Source organism: Sphingopyxis sp. (genome assembly GCF_025869345.1).
Classification (GTDB): domain Bacteria; phylum Pseudomonadota; class Alphaproteobacteria; order Sphingomonadales; family Sphingomonadaceae; genus Sphingopyxis.
Genome location: NZ_JAOZVW010000138.1, coordinates 57,862 through 75,150, shown reverse-complemented (window position 1 = coordinate 75,150; position 17,289 = coordinate 57,862). Strand labels below are relative to the sequence as shown.

General features: G+C 64.8%; 14 protein-coding genes. 12 read left to right on the top strand and 2 right to left on the bottom strand.

What is annotated here, in order from left to right; all coding sequences use genetic code 11:
• Positions 1-40: 40 nt before the first annotated feature.
• Positions 41-661 (bottom strand): TetR/AcrR family transcriptional regulator, encoded by a 621-nt coding sequence (locus OJI97_RS14995; RefSeq protein WP_297664781.1) that lies wholly within the window; start codon positions 659-661, stop codon positions 41-43.
• Between the two features lie 65 nt (positions 662-726).
• On the opposite strand from OJI97_RS14995, the gene OJI97_RS14990 reads away from it, so the two are divergent.
• The 10 genes from OJI97_RS14990 (at position 727) to tldD (ending at position 13,066) form a co-directional block, all read left to right on the top strand.
• Positions 727-1,893 carry an SRPBCC family protein gene (locus OJI97_RS14990; RefSeq protein WP_297664777.1) on the top strand — a complete coding sequence of 389 codons (1,167 nt, stop codon included), beginning with the start codon at positions 727-729 and terminating at the stop codon, positions 1,891-1,893.
• Entirely contained in the window at positions 1,890-2,765 is an 876-nt protein-coding gene (locus OJI97_RS14985; protein ID WP_297664775.1) for an alpha/beta hydrolase, read from the top strand. The genes OJI97_RS14990 and OJI97_RS14985 overlap by 4 nt, the downstream gene beginning before the upstream one ends.
• On the top strand, positions 2,758-3,627 hold the full coding sequence (locus tag OJI97_RS14980; protein WP_297664773.1) for a thioesterase family protein: 870 nt from the start codon (positions 2,758-2,760) through the stop codon (positions 3,625-3,627). The genes OJI97_RS14985 and OJI97_RS14980 overlap by 8 nt, the downstream gene beginning before the upstream one ends.
• A complete protein-coding gene (locus OJI97_RS14975) occupies positions 3,624-4,244 on the top strand; it encodes a GNAT family N-acetyltransferase (protein ID WP_297664771.1) in 621 nt (206 codons plus the stop codon). The genes OJI97_RS14980 and OJI97_RS14975 overlap by 4 nt, the downstream gene beginning before the upstream one ends.
• 592 nt (positions 4,245-4,836) lie before the next feature.
• Complete coding sequence (locus OJI97_RS14970; RefSeq protein ID WP_297664770.1) at positions 4,837-7,077, top strand: TonB-dependent receptor; 2,241 nt, start codon at positions 4,837-4,839, stop codon at positions 7,075-7,077.
• A gap of 7 nt (positions 7,078-7,084) precedes the next feature.
• Positions 7,085-8,860 (top strand): ABC transporter ATP-binding protein/permease, encoded by a 1,776-nt coding sequence (locus tag OJI97_RS14965; protein ID WP_297664768.1) that lies wholly within the window; start codon positions 7,085-7,087, stop codon positions 8,858-8,860.
• 163 nt (positions 8,861-9,023) lie between these two features.
• Complete coding sequence (trxA, locus tag OJI97_RS14960; RefSeq protein WP_297664767.1) at positions 9,024-9,356, top strand: thioredoxin; 333 nt, start codon at positions 9,024-9,026, stop codon at positions 9,354-9,356.
• Positions 9,353-10,234 carry a hypothetical protein gene (locus tag OJI97_RS14955; protein WP_297664764.1) on the top strand — a complete coding sequence of 294 codons (882 nt, stop codon included), beginning with the start codon at positions 9,353-9,355 and terminating at the stop codon, positions 10,232-10,234. The genes trxA and OJI97_RS14955 overlap by 4 nt, the downstream gene beginning before the upstream one ends.
• Positions 10,231-11,595, top strand: a complete 1,365-nt coding sequence (locus OJI97_RS14950) for a metallopeptidase TldD-related protein (RefSeq protein WP_297664763.1) — start codon at positions 10,231-10,233, stop codon at positions 11,593-11,595. Before OJI97_RS14955 ends, OJI97_RS14950 begins: the two co-directional genes overlap by 4 nt.
• Before the next feature lie 16 nt (positions 11,596-11,611).
• Positions 11,612-13,066, top strand: a complete 1,455-nt coding sequence (gene tldD / locus OJI97_RS14945) for a metalloprotease TldD (RefSeq protein WP_297664762.1) — start codon at positions 11,612-11,614, stop codon at positions 13,064-13,066.
• On the opposite strand, the gene OJI97_RS14940 is transcribed toward tldD, so the two are convergent.
• Positions 13,063-14,037, bottom strand: a complete 975-nt coding sequence (locus OJI97_RS14940) for a helix-turn-helix transcriptional regulator (RefSeq protein WP_297664760.1) — start codon at positions 14,035-14,037, stop codon at positions 13,063-13,065. The genes tldD and OJI97_RS14940 overlap by 4 nt on opposite strands.
• Positions 14,038-14,174: 137 nt before the next feature.
• Between OJI97_RS14940 and OJI97_RS14935 the strand changes: the two genes are divergently transcribed.
• A complete protein-coding gene (locus OJI97_RS14935) occupies positions 14,175-16,196 on the top strand; it encodes a M3 family metallopeptidase (RefSeq protein WP_297664758.1) in 2,022 nt (673 codons plus the stop codon).
• Positions 16,193-17,257 (top strand): PLP-dependent cysteine synthase family protein, encoded by a 1,065-nt coding sequence (locus OJI97_RS14930; RefSeq protein ID WP_297664757.1) that lies wholly within the window; start codon positions 16,193-16,195, stop codon positions 17,255-17,257. The genes OJI97_RS14935 and OJI97_RS14930 overlap by 4 nt, the downstream gene beginning before the upstream one ends.
• Positions 17,258-17,289 lie beyond the last annotated feature (32 nt).

Genomic DNA, 17,289 nt, shown 5'->3' with positions numbered 1-17,289 from the left:
AAGACCGGTGGCGATCAAACCCGCGAATAACTTGTTGCTTTCACGCCCCCGGCCCTGCCGTCAGCACGGCGCGCAGCATATGCTGCAACTGCGCCGCGAATATCCCGTTCATGGCCTGCGCCGCTTCTGCCCCAAAGATGCCCCGGAAGGTCGGGCCGGAGACAGCATGATAGTTGACGGCGCCAAGGAGTTGAACGACCGTGGCGCGTAATTGAGCGTCCGACGCCTCCGACCAACCCGGCACGCTGCGAAGCATCATCACGAGTTCGTCGAGAAATGGCTTGAGATACCAGGAACCCGCGCTCTCAGCCCGGACCGGGTTGTCGAGAATTTCACGCATCAGCAACCGCGACCGTTCGATACGGGGCGGCGTGTCGGAGATCATGGCGACGACCCAATCCTGTAGCCGACGCGCCGGATCGACACCCGGTTCCAGGGCCCCTTTCAGATCGGCCAGTTCCTCCGCAATCTGTTCCAGCACCAGTCCATAGAGCCGCTCCTTGGTTCCGAAATGATGGAGCAACGCCTGCTTCGTCAGGCCGAGCTCCGCAGCGATCTGGGCGATGCTGACCCCGTAGAAGCCCCGTGCCGCAAATAAAGCGCGCGCCTCCGCGATCATGCGGTCGCGGGTCGAGGCGGAGGTTCTGAAAGCCGTGGCCATGCGTCATGGCTTGACGCCTACCGATCGGTAAGTCAACGTCCCTACCAACCGGTAAGGGGATTCGTATGGACCGCAAGGTCGAACTTGAGCTCATCGACGAATTGCGGGCGCTCGCCGCGTCCAAAACATTCTTCGTCGACGAAGCCGTCACGCGGAACCCGGTCGAGCACTATCTCAGCGAAGCCGGGTTTGCCCACGAGCGCGACACGATCATGCACCGCCTGCCCCACGCCGCCGCGCATATCAGCGAACTCGCGGGCGCCGGGGCCTTTCTGCGCTGCGACGTCTACGGCCTGCCCGTCCTGCTGACGCGCGACAAGCATGGCGTGGCGCACGGCTTTCACAACGTCTGCCGCCACCGCGGCGCGCGGCTGGTCGAGGCAGCGGCGGGCTGCGCCAATCGCTTCACCTGTCCCTATCATGGCTGGACCTACGCCAATTCGGGTCCGCTTGTCGGAGCGCCTCATTTCGAGAACGGGTTCGGCGGGATCGACAAGGCAGCGCTGGGCCTGAAGCCCCTCCCCGTAAAGGAAGCGTTCGGTTTCATCTGGGTGGTCGGCGATCCCGGCGGCGTCTTTGACTTCGACGACTATTTCGCGCCGCTTGCGGGCGAGCTCGATGCGCTGGGAATGACCGCAATGACGATCGCGGCCGAAGACCGCCGAACGTGCGACGCCAACTGGAAGATCCTGATCGAAGGCGGGATCGAATCCTATCACTTCCGCGTCGCGCATCGCGATACCATCGGCCCCTATTTCGAGGACAACCTCTCCAGCTATCGCGCATTCGGGCCGCATCTGCGGTCGGTCCTGCCGCGCACGAGCATGGCGCTGCTTCCCGAGGCTGCGCGGGACGGCTGGCGGATCCGCGACCATGCCAATCTCGTCTACACGCTGTTCCCCACGACCCAGTTCCTCGTTCAGCAGGACCATGTTGTCTGGATCCGGCAGGAACCGCTCGCGCCCGGCCGCACCGGACTTCGTCTGGCGACACTCGCCCCGACCGGCAGCGAGCCGGCCGGGGGGAAGAGCCGTGATCATTGGCAGCGCAACCACGCTATCACCATCAAGACGCTCGAGGAGGACATGAAGATCGGCGAAGGCGTTCACGCCGGGCTGGCCTCAGGCGCCAACGATCATGTCCTGTTCGGGCGGTTCGAGGGGGCGCTCGACCGATTCAATCGAACGGTTGCGGAGTATCTCGACCCCGCCCCCACGCGGAAGCCGGAATGACCGGCGCTCGGGACAGGGCGCAACAGCAGCGCATCATCCGTTCGCCCGATGGCCTCGATCTCGTCGCCGACCATGGCGGTCCAGCAGACGCCCCGGCGGTGATCCTGCTCCATGGCGGGGGCCAGACGCGGCATAGCTGGAGCCGGGCGGTGACGCGCCTGCGCGCCGAGGGATTGCAGACGCTGAACTTCGACGCGCGCGGGCACGGCGACAGCGACTGGTCGCCCGGTGGCGCCTATTCCCTTGCTGACCGGGCCAGCGACCTGAAGGCCGTGGCCAGCCTCCTGCGAACCCCGTTCATCCTTGTCGGCGCCTCGCTCGGCGGTGCGACCGCCATCCAGGCGATCCACGAAGGCTTGCGGCCCGTGGGGCTGGTGCTGGTCGATATCGTCCCCGAACCCGAGTCCCGCGGCATCGAACGCGTCCTCTCCTTCATGCACGGCCACCGCGGCGGCTTCGCTTCGATCGAAGAGGCGGCCGCCGCCGTCGATGCCTATAATCCGCACCGGGCCCGGACGCGCGATACGGGCGGCCTGATGAAGAATCTCCGCCACCGCGACGACGGGCGGCTCTACTGGCACTGGGATCCGCGGATGCTGGACAGGAATCGGTCGAGCACACTCGGCACGATGCCGGAAGCCGCCGAAACGCTGACCACCCTCCCCGACCTTCCCGTTCTGCTCGTCCGCGGCCTGTCGAGCGATGTCGTGAGCGATGCCAGCATCGCAGCCTTCCGTCGGCGGCTCCCCCGGCTCGAGGTCGCCGATATCGCGGGCGCGGGCCACATGGTCGCGGGCGACCGCAACGATATCTTCAACGACGCCATCGTCGCCTTTTCCAGACGAGCCCTGCCCAAGGAACATCATGCCTGACAACCCGCCTCCCGCAGCGCCCGATCAACCCGTGGTCTTCGCCCGGCAAGGCGATATCTGGCATCCGAGCATCCTGTCGCGCGGCCCATGGGACGCACGCGCGCAGCATGGCGGAGCCCCCGGCGCCTTGTTCGCCTATCTTGCCGAGGACGCCTTGCCCGACCCCGAATGGCAATTGTCACGCCTCAGCATCGAATTGATCAAGCCGGTGCCCGTCGCGCCGCTGACCACGCATCGGGACATATATCCCGGCCGCTCCACCGCGCGCGTAACCATCGACCTGTTCGCGGGCGAGAGCCTGGTGGCCCGCGCGCATGCCCTCCTCATCCGCGGCCAGACGCTCCGCCTGCCGCCGGACGCGCCCGGGTGGCAGCCCGCACGGCTGCTTCCCCCGCCGGCCGAATGCCATGACCCCCTCACCATTCCGGGGATGCCGACCAGCATTTCCTTCTACCATAGCGCGATGGAACATCGCATGGCGCAGGGCGATTCAACGCAGCCTGGGCCGGCCGCAACCTGGTTCCGCCTGACCGTTCCGCTGGTCCAGGATCAGCCGACATCGCCGGCCATGCGCGCGGCAGCGGCCGCCGACTTCGGCAGCGGCGTGAGTTGGGTATTGTCGGCGGAACAGTATCTGTTCGCCAACGCCGATCTCAGCCTGCACCTGCACCGTCCGGCGGAGGGTGAATGGATCGGACTGGCATCCGAAACGCAGGTCCATGCCGGCGGAATCGGCACCGCATTGTCACGGCTTTACGACGAAAGGGGCCCGATCGGACTCGCCACCCAGACCCTGGTGCTGCGCGAGCGCCCGCCATCACCGCCGGCGCCCATAGTGGAAGAAAGCGCGTCAATAGGATGAGCGCGCCGCCCACGACGAAGCTGGAGGTAACGGCTCAGGAAGTGGAGGCGATCCGCATCGCCGTTCGCAATGCCGATCTCTCGCTCCTCAGCCCCGCGCATCGCTTCGCGAGCCTCGCTCATGTCGGCGGATTGATTGCCCTGCTGGCCGATCCCGCCATCTCCGACCCGATCTACGATCTTCCCCGGCCCTTCACTCCCGACGTGATCGCAAACTGGATTTCGAAGGCGCGCGAGCGGCAGGCGCGTGGCGAAGCGATATTGGCGGTAACGCTCGACGAACAGGGCGAGGTCTCGGGTTATTCCTATTTCACGATCTGGCCCGAACGGTCGGCCGCCGAACTCGCCGGAGCAAGCCGGGCCGACGTGCAGGGCCGGGGCCGGGGCAAGGCGGGTGCCGCGCGCAGCTTCGGATGGATGTTCGAGCATCTCGGCGTTCGGCTGATCGGTCTCACCGCGGCACAGGACAATGTGCGGTCCGCGCGCGTGATCGAAGCTGCCGGCTTCAAGGCGAAAGGCGAGCGGCAGAGCATCCGGCCCGATGGATCGGTCCGCATCTCGAACTATTGGGAGCTCACCCGCGACGAGTGGCGGGCTTTGCTGCCGGACCATAAGTGAAGCCTCCGACAAGACGCTCAACCCGGCACGATTGAGCCGTTCGCTGAAGCTAGTGCCGTCGGCATCGAGCATCCGCTTGCGCACACCGCCAACCCCAACGACGCCGCGACATGCTGGATCGGCGCGCAGATTGGGCCGGTCGAGATCGCTCGCGGCGATGACCAGGCCGCGGAACTCGCAGTTGAATTCGGGCTGGCGGCGGAACAGGCGGCGAAAGATCGGCACGTCCGCCGCAGGCGACGCCTCGTGCACGAAACAGACAGGCGGCGGCGTCCATGCCTCGTCGCGCCGCCTCGCCTCGCGAGCGATTGCGAAGAGTTACAAATTACACTGTGATTAAAGAATTACTACACAAGCCAGCAAGACGGCATTCTGAAATCCACCTAGCTTACCCTCGGAAACAATCCCATCACCGTTGCGGTATCGCCAAAGCTATTGCACGAAAAAATCATTGCTATCTATATAGATAGCTAGATGTGATGACAATCCTTGGGGGATTTATATGCATCGCGGACTATTTCTTCTGCCCATCGTTTCGGCGTTAGCCGCCCCATCGGCCTACGCCCAGTCGACCGCTCGTTATAATTTTGACGTGCCAGCCGGGTCGCTCGGCCAGGTCGTACGCCAAATTGTCGCGCAGGCGCACGGTGGCGCAACATTCTCCGATATCCCGAACGAACGCAGGCCCGTCGATGGCGTCAATGGCTATCTGACGCTGCGCGAAGCGCTCGATAGGGTTTTGATCGGCACCGACCTTCGCGTCGTCGACAACGGCGCTGGCGAAATCCGCATCGCGAAGGCCGAGGGCAATCAGTCCGAAATTATCGTCATCGCGCAGATGACCGCCTATAAGCGCACCGATTCCGAGCTGCTGACACGGTCGGATACGTCAGTACGCGAGACGCCGGCGACGATCGACTCGGTTACCGAAGACGTGTTGCTCAGCCGTAACTCGACCAGCCTGGAGGACGCGCTGCGCAACATTCCCGGGCTCAGCGTCGACGGCAACTCGGGCTTCCTCGGCGTCAATGCACGTATGCGCGGCGGGAATACGCAGGGCGTCAGCTTTACCAACGGTCTTCGCAACAGTCCCTTCGGCGGCGGCACATCGACAATCGACGTCGAAGCGATCGAGGTGCTGAAGGGGCCCGCCTCGATTCTGACCGGAACCGAAGTCGGCGGCGGCCTCATCAACTATGTTCCCAAACGCGCACTCGGCAACAGTCCGACGCGGATCGACCTCGGGGTCGGAAGCGGCGACCAGATCCGCGGCTCCTTCGATACCGGCGGCGAGCTTTCGGCGTCCGATCGCATCTACTGGCGCGCCGTGGGACTGGCCGACTATGCCGACCATCGCCCCGGCGGCGGCAATTCGCCGCACGTCTACCAGATCACCGGAATTCTGGGGTATCGGGACCATGGGTGGAAGGTCGACGCCACCGCTTCCTACAGCAATGTCCGCACCGCCTTTCGCGACCGCTATTATTATCGGGATCTCGATCCGCAGGGGAACCCCGCCAACCTGGGCGTCCTGCCGGCGCTCGGCGTCAGCCCCGACACGTTCGTCCAGGCGACGGTCAGGAAGCTCACCTACAGCATCGAGAAGGACATCATCTCGAGCGATGGCTTCGTCCTTCGGTTCCGCGACCGCGGACAATATATGTGGGACAGGGGATCGGCGCAGATCGCCAGCCTGACGCCGGGCTTCGGCGGGCCGGGCCGCATCAACCGCAGCGCGATCGTGCAGACGGACGAGCAGTTCAGCACCTTCGCCGACCTCTATGCGAAGTTCAACACGGGGCCGATCGAACATCAGGCGATCGTCGCGCTCGATTATCTCTGGCTGCGCGGCAAGACCTTCTCCGTGAACTCGCCTTTCATGCCATTCTATTTCGTCGGCGGGCCCATCGCGCCGCTCGTGCCATTGCCGAGCTTCGATGACTATGATCCGACCAACTCGCTGATGAACCGGACCGACCGCGGCACCGATCAATATGGTCTCGTGATCCAGGATCAGATGGAATGGGGGCCGCTCCATCTCGTCGGAGCGCTTCGCAACACCTGGTCCGATGCCTTCACGACTTCAGTCCGCACCGGCGTCAAGCGACCGGTCAAGCAGTCGAAATGGGTCCCGAGCGGGGGTATCGTGTTCGATGCCGCGCCCTGGCTTTCGACCTATGCGAGCTATCAGCAAGCCTTCACGCCGACCGATCCTTCGCTGATCCAGTTCAATGGCGATCTGATCCCGTCGCAAATGCGCACCCAATATGAAGTCGGCGTGAAGACGGCCTTTTTCAACGACCGGCTTTCGGTCAACATCTCTCTGTTCAAATACAAAACCTCGAACACCGCGCTCGCCGACCCCGACCATCCGGGCTTCGTCATCCCGGCGCCGGGCGAGCGGGCCCGCGGCGTCGAGCTGTCGATTTCGGGGCAGATCACGCCGACCCTCAGCCTGATCGGCGGGCTGACATATACCCACGCGCGCGATGAAATGGGCGACCCGATCACCGGCAGCACCGATTTCGTCGGCAATCTGTGGGTAACCAAAGCATTCCGGATCGCGCCGGGCCAGCAGATCGAATTGGGTCTTGGCGGGGAGTATCGCAGCAAGACCAATATTCTGTCGGGGAGTCTAGACGGCGTGGAAACATTCCCGAAAGATTATCGCAGCGTCAGCGCCATGATCGGCTATGAGATCGACAAGACACGGATCAACCTGACGGTCGACAATCTCTTCGATCGACTCAATTTTTCGGAACCGCTCGCGGCCTGGACCATCGTGAGAGCGGCGCCGCGCACCATCAAGATCGTTCTCTCTCACACCTTCTGAGCAGATTATGACGGATGCCGTATCGCCCGAGGACGCCCAGGTCGTCAAAACCGACCGGCCACCCGAATTTCGTTCGGACCGCTTCTGGAACGACCTGAAATATATCGGAGGGCTGCTCGGGCGATATCTGCGCGCCGACCCCGTCATGGCGACGATCTTCGTCGCGCTCAAGGTCGGCGTCGGGATCGTGGGCGGCTATATCTCGGTCGAGATCGCCGCGAAAAGCGCGGACCTGACCGACGCGCTGATCGCTCGGCAGGCCGCGGCGATCTGGGGGATCGTGACCTGGCTTCTGATCCTTTATGTCCTCAACATCGTCCAGAATATGATCAACGCGCTCAGCGGCCTGATCTTGCGGATCCGCTGGCGAAATTTCTTCACTCTCCTGTTTCTCGGAAAGTGGCTGTCGAACAACAGCTTCTATCATCTCGAAGCCGAGGGCCGGGTCGATCACCCCGAACAGCGCATCCAGGAAGACGGCTATAATTTCCCGCAGGAAATCGTCGACAATATCCTGCCGTCGCTGACCTATATGGTCACCTATATCATTCTCTTCACCGCCAAGGTCTGGGAAATGTCGCCCTCGCTGCCGCTGACGGGCATCGGGCTCGACGTGACGATCCCGAGCTATCTTTTCTTCGTCACCATCCTGTTTGCGATCTTCTTCAACGTCACGATCCACAAGACGGGCAACCGGCTGACCCGCGCCGAGCTGGTCCGTCAGCGTGTCGAGGCCGGCTTCCGTCACGATCTCGCCCGCGTCCGTGAAAACAGCGAAGCGATCGCGTTCGAGAATGGCGGCCGCCGCGAACTCGGCCGGATGACGGGCTCGTACGGGCTGATCCGCGAGAACTGGCGGCACTATACGATCGCCCGCCTGCTCGTCGGGCTGGTGACGATCATTCCCGCCTTCTGGTCCAGCGTCTTCCCGATCCTCTTCGTGGTGCCGCTGGTCGCGGCCGGGAAGATGACCGTCGGCGAGATGCAGTTTTTTGTCGCGGCCCAACTCGGTCTCCAGACCGGTCTCACCTCTCTTTTTTCGGGCTATCAGGATATCGCGCGCGTCCGCTCGGCCGGCAATCGCATCCAGCTTCTCGAAACCGAGCTGTCGGAACCTCGAGCCTCGCAGATCCATCTCGTCGATGGCGGCCAGGAACTGGTGATCGCCGACCTTCGCATCCATTATCCCGATGGTCATCTGATGACCGATATCGGCAGCCTGTCGGTGCGGCGCGGCGACCGCATTCTCGTCCAGGGCGCATCCGGGGCCGGAAAAAGCACGATGCTGCGCGCGATGGCCGGGCTGTGGCCGCACGGCAGCGGAACGATTGCGCTTCCGCGCAGCGCCCGCATGGCCTTCCTCCCTCAGCGCAGCTATATGCCCGAAGGAACCCTCGCCGCCCTGTTGAGCTATCCCGCCGATGCCGCCGCCTATGACGACGGCAGCTACCGGGCGGTGCTGAAGCGCCTCTCGCTCGATCGCCTGCTCAACATGCTGGACACGCACATGGCCTGGGGCAAGGTGCTCTCGCCGGGCGAACAGCAGCGGATCGCCGCGGCGCGCGTCCTCCTCATGCGGCCCGATTTTCTCTTTCTCGACGAGGCGACGAGCGCGCTCGACGCTCATCTCGAAACCGAACTCTACCGTGCACTTGCGGCAGCGATGCCCGGCGCCGCCTGGATTTCAGTCGCGCACCGTCCCGCCATCGCCGAGTTTCACGATCAGGTCGTCCGCCTCGCCGACGGTCAGGCATTCAGGTCTCCCCTGCTCGCCAACGACTGACGCCGGCCGGACGGCCGCCTCGTAACAGGCGGGGTCGCTCGAACCGCAATTACACTCAAGTATAAAAAATGGGCTCCGGGGCTGCCAGACAGCGCCGCAATCCCTCTCTAATACCGTCACAAATAACAACGAACCGACAGCAGTTGACGTAAGGAACCAGAATATGGCGAATTTCAGCGAAGCCGATGACAGCAATTTCGAGCAGGAAGTTCTCGGTTCCGACCTTCCGGTTCTTCTCGATTTCTACGCCGACTGGTGCGGGCCATGCCGCGCCTTGTTGCCGACACTTGAGGACATTTCCCGCGAATATGACGGGAAGGTCCGGATCGTAAAGCTCAATGTCGACAACAGCCCGGAGACCCGCGACCGCTTCGGCATTCGCGCCATCCCCACGCTGCTCTTGTTCAAGGACGGCGAACAGCGTGCGACCGTGAACGGTGCGCCGACCCGCAGCCGGATCGCCGACGCGATCGAAGATATGCTGGGTGATGCATGAGCGGCGCCTTCGGCGGCGATGCCGTCCGCAAATCAAAGCTGATCGCGGCACTGTCGCGGGCGATCACGCAAAAGGATCGCGACCATCCGCTCTTCCGTTTCGGGGAGGGGCTGGACATCTTCGCCAGCGACCATGGCCTCGACGAGGCTTTCGTCCGCCTGGTCGTGGCGATCCTGCCCAGCCAGGGCGCGACGTTCGAAGCGGCGGAGGCTCATCTGCTAACGCCGCTGGCGGCGCTCGCCCCGGGCGCGCCGGCGCGGCGCGCGGTCCACGGATGGGTCGTGCGGGCGTGGGACGGTAATGCGGACCCGTTGCAAGGCTGGGTGAACGAGCCGGCGGCGATCACCGCCTGCGAGGCGCTGATCGCGCTGCACCGGCGACTGGCCGCGGGTGAACACGTCGACCTTGCGGTCTGGCCGCAGATGCGGGCGATGCTGCGCAAGGCACGCCCCGCCGACCGCATCGCCGCCGCCGCTTTCGAGACGATCTCGGCGGCCGCGTGGGACGTCGACACCTCGCCAGGGGTCGTCAGCGATGTGGCGCAAAGCTGGTTCGAGGCGATCATGGTCCGCGCCGACGCGCAGGTCGGCTGGACGCAAGAAGATAGCCGGCAGTTGCGCGACCATGTCCGCGACCTCAATCGGCGCGCCGAGGAACTGGCACCGACGCTGACCGATGTGAAAGGCGATGAGCGGGCGCGTTACGACGAGGCGCGACGCCGCCTGTTCGCACAGCAAAGCCATCCGCTCGAAGAGCGCGCGAAGATGCGCAACCAGGCCGTCTCCGACGCCCTGCCCGTCCATCAAGCGGCGCGGCACGATGCGCTGATGCTGGAAATTGCCGCAGCGAACCTCGCGGGATCGAGTGCGGTTCGATGAGCGACACCCCCTTCCTGCTCGCCCCCGCGCAACTCGAGGATGCGGCAGCGCTCGCCCTCGATCGCGCCAAGATATCGGGCGCGGCCGACGCGACCGCCGAAGTCATCGAGAGCACCCAGCTTTCGGTCGGCGTCCGGCTCGGCGAGATTGAAACATTGCAGCACCGGCGCTCGAAGCAGCTCAGGATTTCGGTGATCGTCGACGGCCGCCGCGCCGAGAGCATGACCAGCGAACTCACGCCCGATGCGATCGAAAGCGCCATCGAAGCCGCCTGCGCGATCGCCCGGCATGTGGCGCCCGACGAGAGCGCCGGCCTGGTGGACGCCGCATTCCTGGCGCGCGACATCCCCGACCTTGACCTGTTCCATATCTGGCTGCCGTCCGCCGAGGATGCACTCGAAATCGCACGCCGGATCGAGACGGCGGCGCTCGACGGCGAGGACCTGCCGGCCGGGACCGCGATCAAGGCCGAGGGCGCGCGCGCGTCGGCCTTCCATCGTCAGCTATGCTTTGCGACGTCGCGCGGCTTCATGGCGAGCTATCCGAGTTCGAGCCACTATTACGACTGCGGCGTGATCGCAGAGCGGAACGGCAGGATGCAGGTCGCCAACTGGTCGCGCACCGCGCGCGCCATCGACGACCTCCCCGCTCCGGACACCATCGGCCGGGCGGCGCGGGCGCGGGCGCTCGCCAAACTCGACGCGCGCGATATCCCGACCGGCGACATGCCGATCCTGTTCGAGGGGATATTGGCGATGGCGCTCGTCGATCCGGTCATGGGCGCGATCAGCGGCGAGGCGCAATATCTGTCCGATGGATTCTACACGGGCAAGCTTGGCGAGCGCATCTTCGCCGATCATGTTTCGATCGAGGAGCGCCCGCTCCTCCCCCGCGGCCTCGCAAGCCGGGCGTTCGATGCCGAGGGCGTCGCGACGGTCGACCGCGACCTCGTACACCGCGGCGTGCTGCAAAGCTATGCCCTCTCACGCTATTCGGCACAGCGGCTGGGGCTGCCACTGACTGGACATGCCGGCGGAATGTCCAATCTGCGATTGGTCGGCCATAACACGCGGCCTTCGGACACCCGCGAAGCCATGCTCCGCAAGCTCGGCAACGGCTTGCTCGTCACCGACATCGCCGGTGGCGGCACCGAGCGGACGACGGGCGATTGCTCCTTCGCGGTGACGGGTCAGCGCGTGGTGAACGGCGAAATCGCTCACGCCGTCGAAGGCGTCACGATCGCCGGGTCGCTGCCCGATCTTATGCGCGAGATCGTGGCGATCGGCGCCGACGAGCATGTCGAACAATCGATAACGAGCGGTTCCATCCTGGTCGGCGCGATGCGCGTCGCCGGGCGCTGAGCGGACGGAGATGACGATGACACCCAGTAACAGCCAGGTCGAAACCGGCCTTCTGACCGCCAACAATCTCGACCGGTCCCATCTCGACACGATCCTGGGCGGCGTGATGACGCGGTCGATCGACTATGCCGACCTTTATTTCCAGGCCAGGCGCCGTGAAGTGTGGCGCCTGAACGAAGGTCAGATCAACACGGGCAGCCACAGCTTCCGTCAGGGCGTCGGTCTGCGCGCGATCGCCGGCGAACATGCGGCACTTTCCTATTCCGACGATATTTCGCTCGCCGCCCTCGCGAGCGCCGCCGACACTACGCGGGCGGTCGGGCACGCTGGCCGGAGCGCACGCATCGCGCTGGGAAACACCGGGAGAAGCGAGGCGTCCGATGGACAGATCGCGCTCTATCCAATGGCCGATCCGTTGGGGCAAAGCACCGCCGACGAACGCGTCAATCTGCTGAAACGGGTCGATGCGCTGGCGCGCGCGGCCGATCCCCGCGTCAGCCAGGTCACGGTCATGCTGCAGATCGAGCAGAACCACGTCTTCATCGCGCGCAGCGACGGCGCGCGCAATGCCGACGCCCGCCCGCTCGTCCGCCTCGACATCACCGTCTTCGCCGAGCAGAACGGCCGCAAGGCGCGAGCCCATGTCGGCGACGGCGGGCGGATGGCGTTCGAGGAATTGACCCGGGAACGCGTGCAAGCGCAAGTCCGCAAGGCGGTCGACCGGGCCTTGCGACAGCTCGATGCGCGCGCCGCCCCTTCGGGACCGATGACCGTCGTGCTCGGCCCGCGCGAGACCGGAATCCTGCTTCATGAGGCGGTCGGCCACGGCCTCGAAGGCGATTTTCTGCGCAAGGGAAGCTCGGCCTTTGCCGGCCTCGTCGGTCAACGCGTCGCGGCGAAAGGCGTTACTGTGGTGGATGACGGCATGATCGCGGGAAGCCACGGCTCGCTGACGATCGATGACGAAGGCCAGCCGACCGAGCGCACGCCGCTGATCGAGGATGGCATATTAACCGGATTCCTCCACGACCTGCACAATGCGCATCTGCTAGGAACGCGGTCCACCGGCAACGGACGCCGCGAATCCTATGCGGCGATGCCGATCCCGCGGATGACCAACACCTTCATGCTCGGCGGTTCGCACGATCCTGCGGAGATCATCGGATCGGTCGCCTCGGGCCTTTATGTCGCCGGGGTCGGGGGCGGCCAGGTCGACATCACCAACGGACGCTTCGTGTTTCAGGCGACCGACGCCTACCTCATCGAGAATGGCCGCCTGACCGCACCGGTGAAGGGCGCGACGCTGGTCGGCAGCGGTCCCGAAACGCTGAAGCATATCGCGATGATCGGCAACGACCTGGCGATCGATGGCGGAAGCGGCATGTGCGGCAAGGCGGGACAGAATGTGCCGGTCGGTGTCGGGCAGCCTACGGTCCGGATCGACGGGATGACGGTGGGCGGGACGGCTTAATGAAGGCCGAGGCGGTAGTCCTTCGGCGACAGGCCGAACATCTCCTTGAAGCATTTACTGAAATGCGAATGTTCATTGAACCCGCACAGATAGGCGACCTCGGCGATCGAGAGGTCGGAATTCCCCAGCACCACTTTCGCGCGCGACAGCCGCATGTGCAGCAGCAAACGGCCGAAGGTGATATTGTAGCGGGCGCACGTCTTGTGCAGCATACTGACCGAGCATCGCAGGTCGGCGGCGGCATCGGCGGGCGTCAGCGCGGGGTCGGCCGCGCGTTTGGCAAGGCAGCGGAACAGCCGCCGCATCCGCCCTTCATATGCCGTGATGTCGACTTCGCCAGCGGAAGATTCGCGGAACGCCTGGCAAAGGATATCGCGCACGATCGGCGGAAAGACGTAATGCCCGTCGGCGGACGGACGCTCCGCCACCATGCCGACGATCGCGGTGCGCAGGATGGCGCCGACCTTGCCGGTCTTCTTGACCGGCACACCCCAGTCGAGCACCCCCTTGCCCTCGTCGCGGCCATCGACCCACATATAGGGAAGTGAAAGGACAAGAAGTTCGGCCGGGCCGTCAAGAATGATCTGAGTCTGGTCCAGATACGACATGAAGGCGCACAGCTCGCCTGCTTCAATCATCTTTTCCTTGCGGAACCGCACGAGCTGGGCGCGTCCGCTGACAATCACAGCGACGTGAAGGGTTGAGAGATTTGGGCTGACATTGTCGAGGGCCAGGACAGGACCATCATAGCGGAGCCGGCCGATTTCGATGGGGAAGCGGTCGATGCGATCGATAGCTGCGGAAATAATAGCCTCGCCGGCCCCGTGCGAAGCCACCGCAAAGCCGAGTTGATCGCGAAGTTCCGCTTCCCATTCGGTGACGGTCGACGGCGAATCTTCTGCGGTCAACTCCGCCAGCCGGCGGGCGTCGGTCGCGGCGGTCCAGTCGAGCCAGTTTTCAAGGCTGGACATGGGTCGCGACCATCGCACCGAACCCGGAATGGACGCCGGATAGAAAAGAATTAAGGGGCCTGTCGAGTGGCCTGAAGCGGCAAGGCGGCATAACCTGTTTCTATTCGGACAGGTGCTGGCCAGCAAGGAGAAATGGAATGAATGCGATCCTCGAACCCCTTTCGCTCCCGCCCTTTTCGGCGATCACGCCCGCGTCCATCGAGGTTGCCCTCGACGCCGCGCTAACCGAGTATCAGGCCGCGACCGATCAAGTCGTCGATCGGCGGGCGCTTGGCTTCGATGATATATGGATGCCGGTCGAGCGCGCGAAAAATGCCGTCGATGCGCTATGGTCGGCGGTCTCCCATCTGAAGTCGGTCGCCGACAACCCTGAATTGCGTGCGGCGCACGACATGGCGCGCGCACGCATCGTCGAGGCGACGACACGGGCGCTGCAGAACCGCGCCTATTTCGACCTGCTGACCGCCATGGCGAAAACCCCCGGGTTCGCAACGCTGGACCTGGCCGACCGCGTGGCGATCGAACGCAGGCTTCGCGACTGCAGACTGGCAGGTGTCGCGCTCGATACGGACGCCCGCGCCCGGTTCGCCGATATCTCGGTCGAGCTCTCGCAGCTCTCGACCGCCTTCGGCAGCGCCGTCGTCGACGCAACCGACGCCTGGTCGAAACAGATCACCGACGAAAGCGAACTGGCGGGTCTTCCCGATGCGGCAAAGGCCATGTTCCGTGCCGCGGCGTCCGCGAAGGGCCTCGATGGCTGGCTCATCACGCTCCAGATGCCGAGCGTCGATGCGGTCCTGACGTTCGCCGAGAATCGCGACCTGCGACAGACGCTCTATACGGCCTTTGGCACCCGGGCGTCGGATCAGGGCCCACATGCCGGGGAGTATGACAATGGCCCGCGAATGGCGCGAATCCTCGAACTGCGGCGCGAGGCGGCCGGCCTGCTCGGCTTTTCCGATCCCGTCGCCTGGTCGCTCGCCACGAAAATGGCGGCGGACAGCGGCGAAATCCTTGCTTTCCTTCGCGACCTCGCCGCGCGCGCCAGGCCTTCGGCGGAACGCGACCTCGCGGAGATGCGCGCCTTCGCCGCGTCCGATCTGGGCATCGACGATATGCAGCCCTGGGATATGGGCTTCGTCGGCAATCGCCTTCGCGCCGCGCGCTACGCGGTCGACGAGCAGGCGGTCCGCCGCTTCTTCCCGGTAGAAAAGGTGATCGAGGGATGGCAGGCACTTCTCCATCGTCTGTTCGGCATTCGCCTGCGCGCGCGGGACGACGTCGATCTCTGGCACACCGATGCTACCTTCTATGACGTCGTCGGCGAGGACGGCCTGGTCTTTGCCGGACTGTATATCGACCTCCATGCGCGCGCCGGCAAGAAGGGCGGCGCGTGGATGGCCGAGGCGCGGCCGCGGCTGCGCAGCGGCAATATCGTCAGCCATCCGGTCGCCTATCTCACCTGCAACTTCGCGCCCCGTGGCGGCGGCGATCCGTCGCTTCTTTCGCACGGCGACGTTCAGACGCTGCTCCACGAGACGGGTCACTGCCTCCACCTGCTGTTCACCCGCGTGAACCGGCCCAGCGTCGCCGGGGTCAACGGGTTCGAATGGGACGCGGTCGAGCTTCCCAGCCAGCTGATGGAAGATTTCGCCTGGGACCGCGACATACTCACGAGCATGTCGGGGCACCTCGACACCGGCGAGCCGCTCCCGGCGGAGCTTTTCGCCGCGATGCTCGCGGCGCGCAACTTCCAGTCGGGCCTCGCCGTCCTGCGTCAGATCGAGTTCGCGATGTTCGACCTGATCCTCCACCTCGGCACGCTCGGTTCGGATCCCATGGCGGTCATCGGGGCGGTCCGCGACGAGATCGCGGTGATCCGCCCGCCCGCGTGGCACCGTTTCCCGCATGCCTTCGCCCATATCTTCGCGGGCGGCTATGCCGCGGGCTATTACAGTTATTTATGGGCCGAGGTCCTGTCCGCCGACGGGTTCGGCAAGTTCGTCGAGGCGGGCCTCGTCGACCGCGCCACCGGCGATGCCTTGCGTGAAGAAATCCTGTCGCGCGGCGCGACGCGCTCTGCCGCGGAGAGTTTCCGCGCCTTCCGCGGCCGCGCGCCCGATAACGCTGCGATGCTGGCGCGCCGGGGCCTCGCGTGAGCGATCGACGCCGATGGGTCGCGAATGCGGTGCGCCGCATCGAAGCCGATTTCAACCGGTCGGCCGATACGCATCTGATCCGCCTCGACCTCGATCGCCATCCGGGCATCACTCTCTATCTCAAGGATGAAAGCTCGCACCCCACCGGCAGCCTCAAGCATCGGCTCGCGCGCTCGCTGTTCCTCTATGCGCTGTGCAACGAATGGATCGGGCCAGACACATGCGTTATTGAAGCCTCGTCGGGTTCGACCGCCGTCAGCGAAGCCTATTTTGCCAAGATGCTCGGTCTTCGCTTCATCGCCGTCGTTCCGGCGGCGACGGCGCAGCCCAAGCTCGATGCGATCCGCTTTCACGGCGGCGAAATCCACATGGTCGACGACCCTGGCACCGTCTATGCTGTCGCGCAGCGGCTGGCGCACGAAACCGGCGGCCATTATCTCGACCAATTCACCTATGCCGAGCGCGCGACCGACTGGCGCGGCAACAATAATATCGCCGAAAGCATCTTCGCCCAGATGGCCGAGGAGGAATATCCGGTGCCGGCCTGGATCGTCTGCGGCGCGGGAACCGGCGGTACGTCGGCGACGATCGGCCGCTATATCCGTTACCAGCGGCACCCAAGCCGACTGTGCGTCGCCGATCCCGAGCAGTCGATCTTTCACCGCCACCATGCCGACCGCAGCCAGGTGACGCTGCGCAGCAGCCATATGTCTCGGATCGAGGGAATCGGGCGGGCGCGGGTCGAGCCAAGCTTCCTCCCCGGCGTGATCGACCGGATGATCGCGGTCAGCGACGCCGACAGCATCGGCGCGATGCGCGCGCTCTCCGATCGGCTCGGCCGGCGCGTCGGCGGATCGACGGGCACCAATATCTGGGCGTGCCTGCATCTGGCCGAGGACATGGAACGCGCGGGGGAGCACGGCAGCATTGTGACGCTGCTCTGCGATGCCGGCGACCGCTATGGCTGCACCTATTATGACGAAGACTGGATCGCGGCGCAGGGGATCAACTGGAGTCCCGGCGCCGACCGCGTCGCCCATTTTCTCGGCAGACCATCATAACGTGCGGAATGGTGCTAGTGGCCGTTTGCTGA